The sequence below is a fragment of the Sphingomonas sp. Leaf198 genome, assembly GCF_001424005.1.
GTDB lineage: Bacteria > Pseudomonadota > Alphaproteobacteria > Sphingomonadales > Sphingomonadaceae > Sphingomonas.
The window spans coordinates 931918-949660 of the sequence record NZ_LMPX01000002.1 but is presented as its reverse complement, the minus strand read 5'-3'; the positions used below and the strand labels follow the sequence as shown (position 1 = coordinate 949660).

The following is a 17743-nucleotide window of genomic DNA, read 5'->3' as shown; positions in this document are numbered from 1 at the left end:
ACGGAAGAGGGTGGGGCGGATGGTGGGGAGCGTCATGCCGTCGTCCCCGGTGTGACGCGCGGCTGGACCGTCACCGTCGCGGTGCGGCCGACGATCAGCTGCACCCCCTTCGGTACCTGCGTCAGCTTCACCCGCACCGGGATGCGCTGCGCCAGCCGTACCCAATTGAACGTCGGGTTCACGTTCGGCAGCAGGTTCGTCGTGTTCGTCCGCTCGCTGTCGTTGATCCCCGCGGCGATGCTGTCGACGCGGCCGTGCAGCGCCTGCGGTTCGCCCATCAGGTGGACGATCACCGGGTCGCCGAGATGGATGCTGCCGAGCTTGGTTTCCTCGAAATAGCCCTCGACGCGGAGCGAGTCGGTGTCGACCAGCGCCATCGCCTGCGTTCCCGCCGCGATATAGTCGCCGGGGTGGAGATCGAGGTTGGTGACGATCCCGTGGACCGTCGCGTGCACCGTCGTCCGCGCGAGGTTGAGCGCCGCAGTCGACCGGGCACTCTGCGCCTGCGCCAGCGCCGCGGACGCGGTGGCCACGCGCGCGACGTTCTGCTCGTGGGTTTCCTTTGCCACGAGATCGCCCAATGCCAGATCGCGCTGGGCCTCGCGCCTCGCCTGCAACAACGTCGCACGCGCGCTCGCGATCGACGCGTCGGACTGCGCCAGCGTCAGCTGGAAGCGGGGGCGATCGACCACGAACAGCACGTCACCGGGCTTCACCGCCTGGTTGTCGTGCACCGCGACCTGCGTGACCAAACCCGCGACGTCGGGCGTCACGCGGACGATGTCGGCGCGGATCTTCCCGTCGCGCGTCCACGGATCGGTCTCGTAGTGCTTCCACAGCCAGATCCCGACGAGCACCGCCAGCAGGACGATCACCAGCGTGACGGCAGAACGGCCGAGCGGCGCGAGCAGCGATTTGAAACGGGAAGCGGTCATGCGGAAGGTCCGGTGAGCAGGGCGAGCAACCCGAGGATGAGGATGAACAGCGCGAGATCGACAAGCGGGCGATAGGTCACCACGCGGTAGAATCCGGCGAAGGCGAGCAACCGCGTCGCCAGTCCGGTGAGCAGGACGGCGGCGACCGCGAGCAGCAGGATGCTCGGCAGGAAGACGCCGCCGATCGAGATTTCGCCGGTCATGGGGTTGCTCCATACGCGGGCGCCTGGGGGAACAGGTTGCGCCGGAGCGAGGTCAAAGCCAAGACGCCGGTGCGGTGGCGGTCCGACATGCCGGCAGGCGTGCTGGTCGCGAACCCGGCCATCGCGGTGTCGATCCCGGCGAGCAGATCGGGCTCGGGCGGGGCCGGCCTGTCGGGGCGCAACGCGCGGTAATGCCTGCCGACTCCGCGCAGCACCGGGGTGATCGCCGCGGCCTCGCCGGGCGTGCCATCGAGCCGCAACTGCTTGAGTTCGCCGACCGCGACGCCGACGCGCAGATCGGTCAGCGCGTCGAGCAGCGGCTTGCCCGGATCCTCGCCCTGCGCTGCGAGTCGTGGTGCCAGCAGCCCGATCCGGTCGAGCATCCGCGCGATCCAGCCAGCGGCGTCGGGACGGCCGGGCGAGTCGCTCCGCGTCGCCAGTTCGCGCCAGCCCGCGCGGATCAACCGCCGCGCGCTGGTATCCGCGCCGATCGTCTGGAACAGCCCGACCGTGACGACCGCGAACAACGTGCCGACCAGCTGCGCGATGCCGCCGTTGATGAATGCGCTGAAATCGCTGCCGAAGCGGTCGTTCAGCCCTACGGTGTTCAACCCGCCGAGCAGCGCGCCGAGCGTGACCAGCAAGGTCGCGGGGCGCGCGAGGTACATCCCGCCGATCAGCATCGGGGGCGCGAGCACCGCCATCAGCGTCACGAAATCGGTGACCCGGGGCAGGATCGCGAAGGCATAGATCGCGGAGATGACGAGGCCGATGATCGTGCCGTAGAAGAACGCCATGATCGACGGCGCGGGATCGTCGCTGTTGCCGAACAGCGCGCAGCACACGCCGGCGATCAGCACCGCGCCCGCGCCATCCGCCCAGCCGGTGCCGATCCAGAAGATGCAGCCGAGCAGGATGGTGGCGATCGTCCCGAGCGCCGCCCGGAGCGCGATGCCGCGGTCGCGGTGGAGCGGGCGCTTCGTCGTGCGCGCCAGCAGCCGGGTCACGGCGGGCGTGACGGGCGTGCGCGACGGCGAGCGCATCTGGTCGCGCAGATCGCGCGCGTTGCGATGCGCGTCGATCAACTCGGCCAGCCGGGCGAGCAGACTGAGCCGCAACGCATCGCGCCAGATCAGCGTGTCGCCGACCGGCGGCTCGAGCGCCCTGGCACGGGCAATCAGCGCGTCGGCGGTCTCGCGTCGTTCGGCGAGCGGCAGCGGATCGCGGAGCCATTCGCGGACGTCCTCGATCAGCGCGATCGCTTCGGGGCGGGGGGCATCGGCGCCGCGTCGCAGCTCGACGATCCGGTCGTCGACCGCGCTCGCCAATGGTAGCAGCATCGACAGCTCGGCCTGGAGCGCGCGGAGCGTGCGAACGCGCGGCAACAGGCGGGCGGTATCGAACGGCAGATGGATGGAGAGCTGGTGCAGCTCGTTGATGTCGAGCGCGAGCCGGCGGCGGTCGCGGCTGAGGGCCGCATCGGACTCGCCCGCGAGCGAATCGCGCGACCAGCGCTCGGCATCGCCGAGGATCGCGTCGATCCGTCCGAGCAGTACCGCGGTCACGGTCTGTGGAAAGACGAAGCCGTGGATCAGGCTGCCGCAGAGGATCCCGATCGTGATCTCCTGGACGCGCAACGCAGCCGTCGTGAACACCGCGCCGGGCGCTTCGACCGACGGGAAGCCGATGATGCTCGCGGTATAGCCCGCCAGCAGGAACAGGTACGCGCGGGGGGTGCGGTCGAGCAGCGAGATGTAGAGGCACAGGCCGAGCCACAGCGCGAGACCGAGCGACAGGAGTTCGGGCGCGTTGACCAGATTGGGCACCAGCACCACCGCCGCGACTGCGCCGAGCACGGTTCCGGCAACGCGGAACACCGCCTTCGACAGCACCGCACCCGCCAGCGGCTGCGCGACGATGTACGACGTCGTGACTGCCCAATAGGGGCGCGTCAGACCGATCCTGAGCGCGATGTAATAGGCCAGCATCGCCGCGACGAAGCATTTGACCGTGAACAGCGCCTCCGTGCTGCCGAACCGCGAGAGCATCATCGCGCGCGGTCCGCCAGGAAGCGCGCACCGAGCCGTTCGGCGACGCGCAGCGCGGTGGCGAGATCGTCATCGGACACGCCGTCGAGCATCGCGTGGCGCAAGGTCGCGAATTTCGACTCGATCGTGGTGACGAGCGTGCGGCCGCGGTCGGTGAGGCGGATGCGGCTGACGCGTGCGTCGTCGGGGTCGCGGTGACGTTCGACCAGTCCGGCGGCGGTCATCTGGTCGATCGAGCGTACCAGCGAGGCCTGCGTCACGTCGAGTTCGTTCGCGAGATCGGTCTGGCGGACGTCGTCGCCGAGCCGCCCGACCTGGACAAGCGCCCAGCCGGTCGATGCCGACACGCACATGTCGCTGAGCGCACGATCCGCCGCCTGCCGCCAGAGACGCGCGAGCGGCATCAGCGTGCGAGCATAGGAGGCTTCGAGACGGGCGCGGGCGGAAGTCATTAGCGTGCTAAGTAATGACGTTTGCCGATGCTGCAATGCGGAATTAGCGACAGGAAGGAAAAAACGTGGTGGCGCGGGTGGTTACACGACCAACTCCGTCATCCTGACGAAAGTCAGGATCCAGAGTTACACAGGATATCGCTCGTTACCCTGGATCCTGACTTTCGTCAGGATGACGGCATTAGTCGAGTAGCGCGACGATTTCCGCGGCGATCTCTGCCGGTAGTCGCGACGCGCCGTCCTTCACCGTCGACACCGTCGCCCAGCGACCGAGAAACCCAGCCTGCGCCATTGCCGCGTAGTTGGTCCGGACGCGGTCCTGCAGCCCGGTATCGGCTTCGTACGCGTCGAACGCGTCGTCGGTGTACGACCGCTTACGTTTCTTCAGGATCAGCCCGCGGGCGATCGCGGCGGGGGTATCGAGATACACCGACAGATCGGGGGTCGGCAGCGCGAACGACCCTGTCTCGAGGTCGGCGATCCACGCCATCATCGCATCGGCCTCGTCCGCCGGCACCTGCGCCGCCTGGTACGCCATGTTCGAGGCGATGTAGCGATCGAACACGACCACGTCGTTCGCCGCCATCGTCGCGAGCAGGTGATCGCGCGATTCCATCCGGTCGAGTGCGTAGAGCACCGCCGCTGCCTTGGGCGAGGTGCCGCGCGGCAGGGTGCCAGCGAGCATCGCGCCGAGCGCCCAGCCGCCGACCGTCTCTGTATAACGGGGGAACGACACGACCTCGGCGGTGCGGCCGGTGGCGCGCAACTGCTCGACCACCAGCGCCGAAGCGGTGGCCTTGCCCGCGCCGTCGGCGCCTTCGATTGCCAGGAGGAAACTCATGGGGTCTGCCCTAGCAAGGCGGGGGGCCCGAGCAAGCCTTACCGACTCACCAAAGCCTGCAAATCGATCAGCCCGCGCAACAGCGAAGTGCCGCCCGGCGAGGCGATGTAGCGCGGCGTCCAGTTCGGCCTGAACTTCTCCTTGTACGCGCGCAGGCCCGCGAACCCGTAGAATCGCTCGCCGTGGCGGAACAGGAACGCGGCCACCTTCGACCAGGTCGGCGACAGCCGCCGCGCCTCGATCCCCGACAGCGGCGCCATCCCGAGCGAGAAATTGCGATAGCCGTGCTCATGACCCCACAGCATCAGCCGGGTGAACAGGAAGTCCATGCCCCCCTGCGGCATGTCCTCGGCGTGGCGCATCAGGTCGACCGACAATTCCTGGCCGTTCGGGGTCGCCCAGATATTGGCGAACGCGACGATCCGCCCCTCGATCCGCACCACCGCGCAATCGAACGTCGTCAGATAGCCGGGTTCGAACCGGCCGACGCTGAAGCTCTTCTCGGCATGATCCTTGTCGGCCAGCCACCAGTCCGAGATCACCTGCAATTCGGGGAGGATCGCGGGCATGCCGGCGGCCCGCACGACCGCGAACTCGGCGCCCGCCCGCTCGGCGACTCGGCTCGCCTTGCGCACGCTGCGCATGTCGGGTGTCTCGAGCGTGAAGCCGCCGAGTTCGACGGTTGCCTCCTCGCCGTATTTGACGAGCTTCAGCCCCATCTCGATCGCGATCGGGACGATGCGAAGACCGATCTGGTACAGCAGCAGCCGCCCTTGCGCGGCATCGGCCCGCGCACGGATCGCCCAGAGCAGCTCGGACCACGCCTCGGCCGGGCCGACGGGATCGCCGATCACGATCCAGCTCGCGCCCTTGACCTGGTACATCAGGAACGCGTCGCGGCTGTCGGATACCAGGAAGCGCTTGTCGCCGGTGAAGGCGAGCATCGCGTCGGTCCGGTCGGCATGCGCGAGCGCGGCCTCCGCCACGTCGTCGGGCAGCACGTCGTGGACGAGCGGCACGGGCGCCGCCGCGAACAGCCGCCAGATCGCTGCACCGATCAACAGCAGTCCGACCGCAAGGCTGGTGCGCAGGAACCGCGAGGCGTTGGCGTTGGTCTCGAACTCCCACCACAGATTGCTCGAATAGCCGACGCGGTGGTATGCGAAGAACCCGATCAGCACCGACAGGCCGATCGCCGCGCCGACCCCTACCAGCCATTCGGGCGACAACGGCTCCGCGGTCAGCCGAGTCCGCCGGTAGAAGGCGCCGCGCGTCCATTGCAGCGCGGCGGCGGTCAGCAGCAGGACGGTCGCCTCCTCGTAATCGAGGCCTTTGGCGATCGACAGCAGCGCGCCGGCGATGAGCAGCGTCCGGGCCGCCCAGAAGGCTCCGTCGAGCCGGCGGTACAGCCCGAGCGCCACGAACAGCAGCATGACCCCGACGAGGCTGGCCGCGACATGCGCCATCTCGCTGATCGGCAACGGCAGGATCGTCGCCAGCGCGTTCATCCGGCCGGGCGCGGCGGGCAGCGCACCCGAGACCAGCAGCATCGCGCCGCTCATGAAGACGAGCACGCCGAGCAGCAACGGCGCCAACGGCAGCGCGATCGTCAGCGGATCGGTGCCGCGGCCTTCCTGATCCGGCGCGCGCGCCCGCTTGCGCCATTGCCGGCCCTCGTGGAACGCGAGCAGCACCGCCGCCAGGATCAGCGGCGCGACGTAATAGATGATCCGGTAGGCGAGCAGCGCGGCGAGGATGGTCGCGTTGTTCTGCGGCATGGTCGCGATGATCACCGCCTCGAACACCCCAAGCCCGCCCGGCACATGGCTGATCAGCGCGACGACGATCGCCACCGCATAGCCGAGGAACAGCACCGGATAGAGGTCGGGGGAGGCATTGGGGAGCAGCACGAACAGCGCTGCGCTCGCCGCCGCGAGATCGACCGTCGACACCAGCAGCAGCGCGAGCGCCTGCCGCGCGTCGGGCAGGGGGAGCCGCCAGCCCAGCAGCCCGATCGAACCGCCCTGGCGATAGCGCAGGACGATCGCCAGCATCGCCAGCGGGACGCCGATCCCGATCGCCCGCTCCAGCAGCGGCGGCAGCGTCCAGTGGACGATCGGCAGCATGCCCGGATGGATCGCCATCGACAGGCAGGCGACGCTGATCACCCCCGCCCAGAACGTCACCCCGGCGATCAGGACGACGCGCGCGACCCCCGCCTCGTCCAGCCCCGCGCGGCTGTAGACGCGGTAGCGCGCCGATCCGCCGGTCAGCATCGCGAGCCCGAGATTGTGGCTGATCGTGTAGCTGGTGAACGACGCGACGGCGGCGGTTCGCCAGGGTAGCGGATGACCGATCACTCTGAGTGCGATCGTGTCGTAGAAGGTCAGCGCGATGTAGCTGACGACGGTCAGGCCGATCGACGCCGACAGCGCGGGCCAGCCGAGCGCGGCGAACGCCGTACGCACCTCGGACAGGCGGATTTCCGCGGTCAGCTTGTGAATCGCCGCGAAGCCGAGCACCGCGACGAGCAGCACCGCGAGCGCGATCAGCGTGCCGCGGCGATGCGCGATCCAGTCGCGGATCCGGATAAGCATGGGTCGCGTCGTCATGACATGCGCAAACCGTGTTTCCGAACCCGAGTCCCGCTACGGGGCGGACGTGTCTGTTCCCCGGCCCCGATAGTGTCCGGCATTGGCAAGCTCATCGACGACCCCTCAGCGCGCGAACACGAACCGCGCGAGGACATCGTAGAGCGCATCGGCGTCGCGGTGAAGCGGATGTCCGCCGGGCAACGCCACGTTTTGCACATTGGGCTGTGTCAGCAAGGGGCACAGGCTGCCTATTTCCTCCTGGCCGTGCACGCACAGCAGCGGCACCCAGGTCAATCGCCGCGCGGTCGGCAGGGCATCGATCGTCGGCGTCCAGAGATCGAAGATCTCGCTCGGCGAGGCGCGGAACTGGACGTTGTCCTCGGGCACGATCAGCGCCACCCGCACGATCTTCGCGCGCAGGTCGGCGGGCAGGTCGATCAGCCCGACGTGCAGCATGTCTGCGCCGAACGACTGGCCGATCAGCACGACCTTGTCGGTCTGGCCCAGCCGCAACGCGCGGCGTTCGGCATCCGCGATCAACCGCGTGATGTCGGCAGGCGTCCGGGTCTTGCGCAGATACGTCAGCGTGTTGACCGCGACAACCGGCACGCCGTCCGCCGCCAGCCGCTGCGCGATCTCTCGCGCCATGCCGATCCTGTAGCCGACGTCGCTGGTCAGCAGCACCGCGGCGAACGGGCGCTTAGCACTGGTGGGGGACGCATTGGTCGCGGGGACGTCCGTGAACACCGGGCCGCCGAAATAGCCGAGCCAACCCATGAACCCGGTCGCGATCACCGCCAGGACCACGAGTCCGATCAGAGTACGCCGAAGACCCGTCATCGCCGCCGCCCTACCGAGAACGAGATGATCGCGAGATGGAGCAGCCGTGACGATTCCGTCACGTCGCGCCTGCCGACCGCCGCGGGTGGAGCGGCCGGCGAAGCGGGCGCGGTTCAGGCCGGATCGTGCACAAGCTGCTCGTGGTGACGGATGACCTCGTCGATGATGAAACGCAGAAACTTTTCCGAGAATTCCGGATCGAGTTGCGCCTCCGACGCGAGATGCCGCAACCGCGCGATCTGGCGCTCCTCGCGGCCGGGATCGGCGGCGGGCAGGCCGTGGGTCGCCTTGTGCCGGCCCACCGCCTGCGTCACCTTGAACCGTTCGGCGAGCATGTGGATGAGGGCCGCATCGATATTGTCGATGCTCTGGCGATATCCGGTCAACAGGTCGTCAGCCACCTAAAACACCCTTTCGTTGGTTCGGCGCGCCTTTTGCGAGGATACGGCCGGATCGGCAAGATGTCCGCGGGGTGGGCCGGGGTGAGCCGAGGGTCGGCAAGGGTTGCTTTGCAGGGGCATAGGCGGCAGAGGCTCGGGGAGATGAGCGCCACCGTCCACCGCCTCGAAACCGTACGTCCCAATCCCGAGTCCCAGCCGTCGCTGGACCCGATGGTCAAACTCGTCACCGGCGACATGGACCAGGTCAATGCGGTGATCCGCGGCCGGATGCAGTCGGAAATCCCGCTGATCCCCGAACTCGCGGGTCACCTGATCGCCGGCGGCGGCAAGCGGATGCGGCCGATGCTGACGCTCGCGAGTGCCCAACTGATCGGTTATGCGGGCACGCAGCATCACCTGCTCGCCGCTGCGGTCGAGTTCATCCATACCGCGACGCTGCTGCACGACGACGTCGTCGACGGCTCGGACCTGCGTCGGGGCAAGCGCACCGCCAACATCATCTGGGGCAACCCGGCCAGCGTGCTGGTCGGCGATTTCCTGTTCAGCCGCAGCTTCGAACTGATGGTCGAGGCCGGCAGCCTCAAGGCGCTGAAGATCCTGTCGTCGACGAGCGCGGTGATCGCCGAGGGCGAGGTCAACCAGCTTACCGCCGCACGCCGCGTCGATCTTGGCGAGGAGCGCTATCTCGACATCATCGGTGCGAAGACCGCCGCGCTGTTCGCAGCTGCCTGCCGGATTTCGGCTGTGGTCGCCGAGCGCCCCGAGGCGGAAGAGGCTGCGCTCGACGCATACGGCCGCAACCTCGGCATCGCCTTCCAGCTGGTCGACGACGCGATCGACTATGTCTCTGACGCCGATACGATGGGCAAGGACGCGGGCGACGATTTCCGCGAGGGCAAGATGACGCTTCCGGTGATCCTCGCCTACGCGCGCGGCTCGGCCGAGGATCGCGCGTTCTGGAAGGACGCGGTCGAAGGGCGCCGCGACAGCGACGCCGATCTCCAGCATGCGATCCGCCTGATCCGCTCGACCCGTGCGATCGACGATACCTTCGCAAGGGCACGACATTATGGCCAGCGCGCGATCGATTCGATCGGTGGCTTTGCGAACGGTGCCGCCAAGGACGCGATGATCGAGGCGGTCGAGTTCGCGGTCGCACGCGCGTACTAGACCCTTCCGTTCGCCCTGAGCGAAGTCGAAGGGTCTGACCAAAGCGCAGGTGCTTCGACTTCGCTCAGCACGAACGGCGGTTGTCGGGACACAAAAACGGCGGCCGATCGCTCGGCCGCCGTCGTCGTTTCTAGCGTCGGCTGAAGCTCAGCGGCACTTCACGTTGCCGCGGTCGACCGAGCGGCCAAGCAAGGCACCACCACCGGCACCCGCCAACGTACCAAGCGTGCCGCCACCGATCAGGTTGGCCAGCACGCCGCCGCCGAGCGCACCGATCACCAGCCCGGTCGAACCGTCGTTGCGCTTGCAATAGGCGCGACCGTCGCGACCACGATAGATCCGGTCGTTGCGGCCGAGGCGGCGCTCGCGGTACTTGCCGTCCTGATAGCTGCGCGACGGATCCCAGTTGCGGTCGTCGCCACGCCAGTTGCGATCGTTACCGCGGCGGTCGCTGTTGAAACGGCGATCGTCACGATCGCGACGATCGTTGTTGTCGCGGCGATCGTCGTAACGTTGCGCGGTCGCGGCGGTCGGCAGCATGGCGGGCGCTGCGACGGCGACCGACATCAACGCTGCGATAAGATGCTTCTTCATGAACTTTGCTCCTGATGCGTGACAGAGTAACCCGTGCGGCACCGGAAAAGTTCAAACAGCTAGATTTAGAATTCCAAGTTCAGACGCCGAAGTTCGAACGGCCAAATTCAAACAGTCGCCGAGTCCGCCATCGAACAGTCGTGGCCGTTGCCTGTCTCGACCTGCAACGTCGCGTGGCCGATCCCGAATTTGTCGTGGAGCATCGTCCTGGCATCACTCAGGAATCGATCGCCGGGGTGTCCGGCGGGCATCACCAGATGCGCGGTGAGGACGGGTTCGGTGGTGCTCATCGGCCAGATGTGGAGATCGTGGATCTCGGTGACTCCGGGCAGGCTGCACAACGCCTCGTCGACATGGTCGAATTCGATCCCGCGGGGGACCGCGGACAGCGACATCTCGACGGTCTCGCGGAGCAGGCCCCAGGTCTGCCAGAAGATCAGGATCGCGATGACGATGCTGACCGCGGGGTCGATCCAGGTGAGGCCGGTGCGCCAGATCACGAAGCCGGCGATCACCACGCCTGCCGACACCAGCGCGTCGGCGGCCATGTGGAGGTACGCGCCGCGGATGTTGACGTCGCCCTTGCGACCGCGTGCGAACATCCACGCGGTGAACGCGTTGACGGCGATGCCGATGCCCGCGACCATCGACACGGTCAGGCCGGCGGTGGGGGCGGGGTCGGAGAAACGCTGCGACGCCTCCAGCACGATCGCGCCGAGTGCGACCAGCAACAGCAGCGCGTTGGCCAGCGCAGCGAGGATCGTCGAGCCTTTCAGCCCGTAGGTGTAGCGCTTGGTCGGTGCGGTGCGCGCGAGCATCGTGCCGCCCCAGGCGACGACGAGGCCGAGCACGTCGCACAGATTGTGGCCGGCGTCGGCGAGCAGCGCGACCGAGTCGATGCGCAGACCGACGATCGCTTCGACGACGACGAACACGATGTTGAGGCCGATGCCGATCGCGAAGGCGCGGTCGAACGAGGCCGGGGCGTGGCTGTGGCCGCCGTGCGAGTGGCCGTGGCCTCCGCCGTGGCTGTGCGAGTGACCATGCGAATGGTCGTGCCCGTGATGATGTCCGCCCAAAGCCCGCGCTCCGCTAAATCCGGCCGTCGCCTAGCATTGCCGTATCATGAGATACTAGGACGCGAGAGACATTCTCGCACGTCGCCAAACGCGCAACAGTCCCCCCTGCCCCTCCCTGGAAGGGAGGGGTCGGGGGTGGGTCGGCCCGTTTATGTCGCAACCGCAAGGACATGCGGAACCCAACCCACCCCCGACCCCTCCCTTCCAGGGAGGGGAGCAGTTTACCCTGCCACCAACCCGCTCCGTCACCCCGGCGGAGGCCGGGGCCCACCGTCCCGCGCACTCAATTCTCTCGAATGTGTGGAACGGTGGATGCCGGAACGAGCCCGGCATGACGGAGAGTTAGCCCTCGTTCGCCAAAGCCTTCAATCGGTACAGCGCGTCCAGCGCATCCCGCGGGCTCATCGCATCGATGTCTAGCTTCGCCAGATCCTCGCGCAGCACGTCGCACGCCGCTTCCTCGACCTGTGCGGCGGCGGCGAACAACGGGAGGTCGTCCAGCCCCGCTGCGAGCCCTCCCGTCTTCGCGCGTCCGGCCTCGAGCTTCGCCAGCACCGCCTTCGCGCGCGCCACCGTGACCGGCGACATCCCCGCCAGCCGCGCGACCGCCAGCCCATAGCTCCGATCTGCCGGCCCGTCGGCGAGTTCGTGGAGCAGCACCAGCTCGCCCTTCCACTCGCGCGCGCGGACATGATGCAGCGACAGTGCCTCGCACCGCTCCGCTAACCGAGTCAGCTCGTGATAATGCGTCGCGAACAAGCAGCGGCAGCGATTGTCCTCGTGGATCGCCTCGACCACCGCCCAGGCGATCGCGAGCCCGTCATAGGTCGAGGTGCCGCGGCCGACCTCGTCGAGGATCACGAACGACCGCGGCGTCGCCTGCGCGAGGATCGCCGCGGTCTCGACCATCTCGACCATGAACGTCGACCGCCCGCGCGCGAGGTTGTCGGAGGCACCGACGCGGCTGAACAGGCGGTCGACAAGACCCAGCGTGGCCCTGGTCGCGGGCACGTACGACCCGGCCTGCGCGAGGACCGCGATCAGCGCGTTCTGGCGGAGGAAGGTCGATTTACCGCCCATGTTCGGGCCGGTGACGAGCCACAGCCGCGAACTCTCCGACAGGTTGCAGTCGTTGGCGACGAACCGGTCGCCCGACTTCGCCACCGCCGCCTCGACCACCGGATGCCGGCCGCCCTCGATCTCGAAACACGCGTGATCGACCAGCGAAGGCCGCGCCCAGGCGCCTTCCGCCGCACGCTCCGCCAGCCCCGCCGCGACGTCCAACCGCGCCAACGCATCTGCCGTCGCCGCAATCGCCTCGCGCCCCGCCAAGGCCTGCGCGGTGAGTTCCTCGAGATGCGCCGCCTCTGCCGCCAGTGCGTGTGCGCCGGCCTGCGACACCTTCGCCGCGACCTCGTGCAGGGCAGGGGTGTTGAACCGGACCACGCCCGCGAGCGTCTGGCGATGCGTGAAGCCGCTCTCCGGCTTCATCAGAGGATCCGCCGCGCGCGCGGGGACCTCGACATGATAGCCGAGCACGCCGTTGTGGCGGATCTTCAGCGCGGTGACGCCGGTCGCGGTGCGAAACTCCGCCTCCAGCGCGGCGATCGCCCGCCGCCCGCCAGCCCCTGCATCGCGCAGATCGTCGAGCGCGGCGTCATAGCCTGCCGCGATATACCCGCCGTCCGAGGCCTCGATCGGTGGCGACGGCACCAGCGCGCGCTTCAGCAGGTCGATCAGCGCGCCGTGGCCGCGCAACCTTGGCGCGAGGTCCCGGAGCAGCACCGGCGGATCGACGATCGCGTCCATCCGCTCGCCGAGGCTCCACGCCCCGTCCAGCCCGGCGCGCAACTGCCCAAGATCGCGCGGGCCGCCGCGCCCGGCTGCCAGCCTTCCGAGGGCCCGCCCGATGTCCGGCAGCGCCCGCAACGTCGAGCGCAACCGCTCCCGCGCCGCCTGGTCGTCATGGAACAGCCGCACCAGATCGAGCCGCGCATCGATCGCCGCCTTGTCCATCAACGGCGCGCCGAGATCCGCGCCGAGCAACCGCGCGCCGGCCCCCGTCACCGTCCGGTCGACCGCGTCGAGCAGGCTCCCCTTCCGCACGCCGCCAGTGGTGCAGGTCAGCTCCAGGCTCTCGCGGGTGGCGGCGTCGATCGCCATCGTCTCCGCCGCCCGCCCGAGCCGCGGGGGGCGGAGGAAGGGCATCGTGCCCTTCGCGTTATGCTCCAGATACGCGACCAGCCCGCCCGCCGCGGCGAGGCCCGCGCGACCGAACTGCCCGAACCCGTCGAGCGTCGCCACGCCGTACAGCCGCTTCAGCCGAGCCTCGCCCGCGCCGCTGTCGAAGTCGGTCTTCGGGCGCAGCGTCGTTGCGGCTTCCTCGAACACGCTCGCCTCCGACGCCACGACCTCGGCCGCGCCGAGGCGAGCGAGTTCCGCCTCGACCGCGTCGCCCGCAACCTCGACGATCTCGAACCGCCCGGTCGACACGTCCGCGGCGGCGATCGCCACCGACCCGCCAGCCTCGCCGATCGCGACGCACCAATTGTCCGAGCGCGCGTCGAGCAATGCCTCTTCGGTCAGCGTCCCCGCCGTCACCACACGGACGATCGCGCGCGCTACCAGCGCCTTAGACCCACCGCGCGCCTTCGCCTCCGCCGGGCTCTCGACCTGCTCGGCGATCGCAACCCGGTGACCGGCCTTGATCAGGCGTTGTAGGTACACCGTCGCCGCATGCACCGGCACGCCGCACATCGGGATCGGCTTGCCCTCATGCTCGCCGCGTGCGGTCAGCGCGATGTCGAGCACCCCCGCCGCGATCCGCGCATCGTCCATGAACAGCTCAAAGAAATCGCCCATCCGGTAGAACAACAGGCAATCCTGCGCCTCCGCCTTCAGGCCGAGATACTGCGTCATCATGGGGGTAGGAGCGGGGTGCGACATCAAGCGCGGGTAGCGAAAACGCCGACATCATAAAACCCCTCTCCCCTCGGGGAGAGGGAGGGGCCCGCGCGCAGCGTGGGAGGGTGAGGGGGTGTGAGGCTCGGGCGCGTGACCCAATCGCCCCTCATCCGGCGCAGGCGCGCCACCTTCTCCCCGAGGGGGAGAAGGAGTTTCTACCACTCCCGCACCATTACCACCCCGGCGAAGGCCGGGGTCCAATTGGGGGGCGGTAATAACGAAGCGCAGTCCGTCGTTACTCCACTTGGGCCCCGGCCTTCGCCGGGGTGGTGCTGGTAGGCGGCCACCCACTAGGGCGAAGTGTCCGGGGTGACGAACGGCGACCACCTGCCTAGAAGGTCCTCCAAACCTAACGACCGTGCGAGGCCCGCCCATGTCCGACGAAACGCTGCAATTTTCCGAACGCGAAGCCTTGCTCTTCCACTCGGAAGGCCGCCCGGGGAAGATCGAGATCATCGCGTCGAAGCCGATGGCGACGCAGCGCGATCTCGCGCTCGCCTATTCGCCCGGCGTCGCGGTGCCGGTGCAGGCGATCTATGACGATCCCGCCACGGTCTACGATTACACCGCGAAGGGGAATCTAGTCGCGGTGATCTCGAACGGCACCGCGATCCTCGGCATGGGCAATCTCGGGCCGCTCGCCAGCAAGCCGGTGATGGAAGGCAAGGCGGTGCTCTTCAAGCGCTTCGCCGACGTCGACGCGATCGACATCGAGCTGAAGACCGAGGACGTGAACCGCTTCATCGACGCGGTCGAGCTGATGGAGCCGACCTTCGGCGGGATCAACCTCGAGGATATCAAGGCGCCCGAATGCTTCATCATCGAGCAGGCCCTGCGCGAGCGGATGAACATTCCCGTCTTCCATGACGACCAGCACGGCACCGCGATCATCACCGCCGCCGGCCTGATCAACGCGTGTCTGCTGACCGGGCGGAAACTGTCCGAGGTCAAGATCGTCGTCAACGGCGCGGGCGCCGCGGCGATCGCCTGCACCGAACTCGTGAAAGCGATGGGCGTGCGCGGCGACAACGTCATCCTCTGCGACCGGAAAGGCGTGATCTACCAGGGCCGCGAGGGCGTCGACCAGTGGAAGTCGGCGCACGCCGCGGTGACCGAAACGCGCACGCTGACCGAGGCGCTGGTCGGCGCCGACGTGTTCCTCGGGCTCTCGGCGGCGGGCTCGCTGACGCCGGAGATGGTCAAGGACATGGCGCCCGCACCGATCATCTTCGCGATGGCCAACCCCGAGCCGGAGATTCGCCCCGAACTGGCGATGGCCGCGCGCCCCGATGCGATCGTCGCGACCGGTCGCTCTGACTATCCAAACCAGGTCAACAACGTGCTCGGCTTCCCGTTCATCTTCCGCGGTGCGCTGGACGTCCGCGCAACCGGTATCAACGACGCGATGAAGATCGCCGCCGCCAACGCGATCGCGGAATTGGCCCGCGAACGCGTGCCCGAGGAAGTCGCCGCGGCATACGGCGTCAGCCACAGCTTCGGCCCTGCGTACATCATCCCCGCGCCGTTCGATCCGCGCCTCATGGAAGTCGTCCCTGTCGCGGTCGCCAAGGCGGCGATGGCTTCGGGCGTCGCGACCAAGCCGATCCTCGATATCGAAGCGTATCGTCATTCTCTCCGCGCGCGCCTCAACCCGACCACTTCGGTCCTGTCGATGGCGTACGAGGGCGCCCGCGCGCATCCCAAGCGCGTGATCTTCGCGGAAGGCGAGGAGGAAGTCGTCCTCCGCGCCGCCATCGCGTTCAAGGAAGGCGGCTACGGCACCCCGGTGCTGGTCGGTCGCGACGACGTGCCCGACCGGTTGCGCGCGCTCGGCGTCACCGATCCCGAGAGCTTCGAACTTCACAACAGCCGCGTCTCGCCGCTCGTGCCGCGGATGGTCGACTTCCTGTATTCGCGGCTTCAGCGGCGGGGCTACCTGCGCCGCGATTGCGAGCGGATGGTCAACCAGGACCGCAACATCTTCGGTGCGCTGCTGCTCCAGCTCGGCGAAGGCGATGCGATGATCACCGGCATCACGCGCACCTATGGCGAGACGATGCGCCAGATCTACCGCGTGATCGATCCGGCCGCGGGGAAGACGCCGTTCGGCATCCACCTGCTGGTCGGCCAGAGCCACACGGTGTTCATTGCCGATACGACGGTCAACGAACGCCCGACTGCCGAGCAGCTGGCCGACTTCGCCGAGCAGACCGCGGCGGTCGCGCGGCGGATGGGGCATGAGCCCCGCGTGGCGTTCCTCAGCTATTCGAACTTCGGCAATCCGAAGGGGGAGTGGCTCGACAATATCCGTGATGCGGTGACGGTGCTCGACGGGCGCAAGGTCGGGTTCGAATATGAGGGCGAGATGGCGCCCGACGTCGCGCTGAACCCGAAGCAGCTGGCGAACTATCCGTTTGCGCGGCTGTCTGGGCCGGCGAACGTGCTGATCATGCCGGGGCTTCAGTCGGCGCATATCTCGGCGAAGTTGTTGCGGGAGCTGGGTGGGGACTCGGTCATCGGGCCCATGCTGATCGGCATGGAGAAGCCGGTGCAGGTTGCACCGATGACGTCGACCGCGAGCGAACTGGTGACGCTGGCCGTTCTCGCAGCAGGCGGTATCGCCCGGTAACTCTAACCCCTCTCCCCTTGGGGGAGAGGGAAGCTTGCGAAGCAAGCGAGGGTGAGGGCACGTGCGTAAAACAGCCCGTGCCCTCACCCTCCCACCGCTGCGCGGCGGGCCCCTCCCTCTCCCCGAAGGGAGAGGGTTTAGAAGCTAGGCGTCGATCGACGTTCCCAGCGATGCGTGGACGAGGCCGCCATCCACCGTGATCGTCTCGCCGATCACATAATCCCCCGCGCGGCTGGCAAGATAGATCGCCGCGCCGGCCATATCCTCGTCCACCCCGACTCGCTTGGCCGGGATCCCCTGCGCCACCGCATCCCCGTGATCCCGCGCCGCCTTGTTCATGTCGCTCGCAAACGCGCCCGGTGCGATCGACGTCACGTTGATCGAATCCGTCACCAGCCGCGCCGCCATCCGCTTGGTCAGGTAAATCAGCGCCGACTTCGACGCATGATAACTGTACGTCTCCCACGGGTTCAGCCGCTGCCCGTCGATCGAGGTGATGTTGATCACCTTCGCAGGCCGTTCGCGCGACCCAGAAGCCTTCAACGCTGCATGCAGAGCCTGCGTCAGGAAGAACGGCGACTTCACGTTGAGGTCCATGACCTTGTCCCAGCCGACCTCCGAAAACTCCTCGAACGGCACGCCCCACGCCGCGCCTGCGTTGTTCACAAGGATATCGAGCTGCGACTCATGCTCGGCGAACTGCTCGGCCAGCGCCTTGCACCCCGCCACCGTCGAGACGTCCTGCGGCAACGCTATGCAGTTCGGCCCGAGTTCCGCCGCCGCCGCCTCGCAAACATCGGCTTTCCGCGACGAGATATACACCTTGGCCCCCTGCGCGATGAAGCCGGCGGCGATCATCTTGCCGATCCCGCGGCTGCCGCCGGTGATCAGCGCGACGCGGCCGTCGAGCCGGAACAGGTTGGTCGTATCCATCACGCATCCTCCGAATGTTTGCGCGCTTGGTATCGCCGAGCGCCGTCCGCCGCAAACCCG

At 68.1% G+C, this 17743-nt stretch carries 14 protein-coding genes; 2 read left to right on the top strand and 12 right to left on the bottom strand.

Annotated features, from left to right (window positions below; translation table 11 throughout):
* Window positions 1-32 precede the first annotated feature (32 nt).
* From ASG20_RS11435 to ASG20_RS11400, 8 genes are all read right to left on the bottom strand, one after another.
* Window positions 33-935, bottom strand: a complete 903-nt coding sequence (locus tag ASG20_RS11435; RefSeq protein WP_056052179.1) for an efflux RND transporter periplasmic adaptor subunit — start codon at window positions 933-935, stop codon at window positions 33-35.
* Window positions 932-1138, bottom strand: coding sequence for a DUF1656 domain-containing protein (locus ASG20_RS11430; protein ID WP_056052175.1), 207 nt, complete (start codon window positions 1136-1138; stop codon window positions 932-934). The genes ASG20_RS11435 and ASG20_RS11430 overlap by 4 nt, the downstream gene beginning before the upstream one ends.
* Window positions 1135-3189 (bottom strand): FUSC family protein, encoded by a 2055-nt coding sequence (locus ASG20_RS11425; protein WP_082470902.1) that lies wholly within the window; start codon window positions 3187-3189, stop codon window positions 1135-1137. The genes ASG20_RS11430 and ASG20_RS11425 overlap by 4 nt, the downstream gene beginning before the upstream one ends.
* Window positions 3186-3638 carry a MarR family winged helix-turn-helix transcriptional regulator gene (locus ASG20_RS11420; protein ID WP_082470901.1) on the bottom strand — a complete coding sequence of 151 codons (453 nt, stop codon included), beginning with the start codon at window positions 3636-3638 and terminating at the stop codon, window positions 3186-3188. Before ASG20_RS11420 ends, ASG20_RS11425 begins: the two co-directional genes overlap by 4 nt.
* 181 nt (window positions 3639-3819) lie before the next feature.
* The gene (locus ASG20_RS11415; RefSeq protein WP_056052170.1) at window positions 3820-4479 is read right to left on the bottom strand and encodes a dTMP kinase; all 660 of its coding nucleotides are present in this window, start codon (window positions 4477-4479) and stop codon (window positions 3820-3822) included.
* 38 nt (window positions 4480-4517) lie between these two features.
* Window positions 4518-7076 (bottom strand): bifunctional lysylphosphatidylglycerol flippase/synthetase MprF, encoded by a 2559-nt coding sequence (gene mprF, locus ASG20_RS11410; protein ID WP_056052168.1) that lies wholly within the window; start codon window positions 7074-7076, stop codon window positions 4518-4520.
* 120 nt (window positions 7077-7196) lie between these two features.
* Complete coding sequence (locus tag ASG20_RS11405; protein WP_056052165.1) at window positions 7197-7913, bottom strand: AcvB/VirJ family lysyl-phosphatidylglycerol hydrolase; 717 nt, start codon at window positions 7911-7913, stop codon at window positions 7197-7199.
* 113 nt (window positions 7914-8026) lie between these two features.
* Window positions 8027-8314 carry a chorismate mutase gene (locus tag ASG20_RS11400; RefSeq protein WP_056052164.1) on the bottom strand — a complete coding sequence of 96 codons (288 nt, stop codon included), beginning with the start codon at window positions 8312-8314 and terminating at the stop codon, window positions 8027-8029.
* 141 nt (window positions 8315-8455) lie between these two features.
* Here ASG20_RS11400 and ASG20_RS11395 point away from each other — a divergent pair, with 141 nt between their 5' ends.
* Window positions 8456-9484 (top strand): polyprenyl synthetase family protein, encoded by a 1029-nt coding sequence (locus ASG20_RS11395; protein ID WP_056052161.1) that lies wholly within the window; start codon window positions 8456-8458, stop codon window positions 9482-9484.
* Window positions 9485-9631: 147 nt separating this feature from the next.
* Here ASG20_RS11395 and ASG20_RS11390 read toward each other — a convergent pair whose 3' ends face one another.
* From ASG20_RS11390 to mutS, 3 genes are all read right to left on the bottom strand, one after another.
* Window positions 9632-10078, bottom strand: a complete 447-nt coding sequence (locus ASG20_RS11390; RefSeq protein WP_056052159.1) for a glycine zipper 2TM domain-containing protein — start codon at window positions 10076-10078, stop codon at window positions 9632-9634.
* A 107-nt stretch (window positions 10079-10185) separates the two neighbouring features.
* Complete coding sequence (locus tag ASG20_RS11385; protein WP_056052156.1) at window positions 10186-11157, bottom strand: cation diffusion facilitator family transporter; 972 nt, start codon at window positions 11155-11157, stop codon at window positions 10186-10188.
* 342 nt (window positions 11158-11499) lie between these two features.
* Window positions 11500-14079 carry a DNA mismatch repair protein MutS gene (gene mutS, locus ASG20_RS11380; RefSeq protein WP_056052152.1) on the bottom strand — a complete coding sequence of 860 codons (2580 nt, stop codon included), beginning with the start codon at window positions 14077-14079 and terminating at the stop codon, window positions 11500-11502.
* A gap of 415 nt (window positions 14080-14494) precedes the next feature.
* Here mutS and ASG20_RS11375 point away from each other — a divergent pair, with 415 nt between their 5' ends.
* Window positions 14495-16750, top strand: a complete 2256-nt coding sequence (locus tag ASG20_RS11375) for an NADP-dependent malic enzyme (RefSeq protein WP_056052149.1) — start codon at window positions 14495-14497, stop codon at window positions 16748-16750.
* Window positions 16751-16894: 144 nt separating this feature from the next.
* Here ASG20_RS11375 and ASG20_RS11370 read toward each other — a convergent pair whose 3' ends face one another.
* Window positions 16895-17683 (bottom strand): SDR family oxidoreductase, encoded by a 789-nt coding sequence (locus ASG20_RS11370; protein WP_056052146.1) that lies wholly within the window; start codon window positions 17681-17683, stop codon window positions 16895-16897.
* Between the last annotated feature and the right edge of the window lie 60 nt (window positions 17684-17743).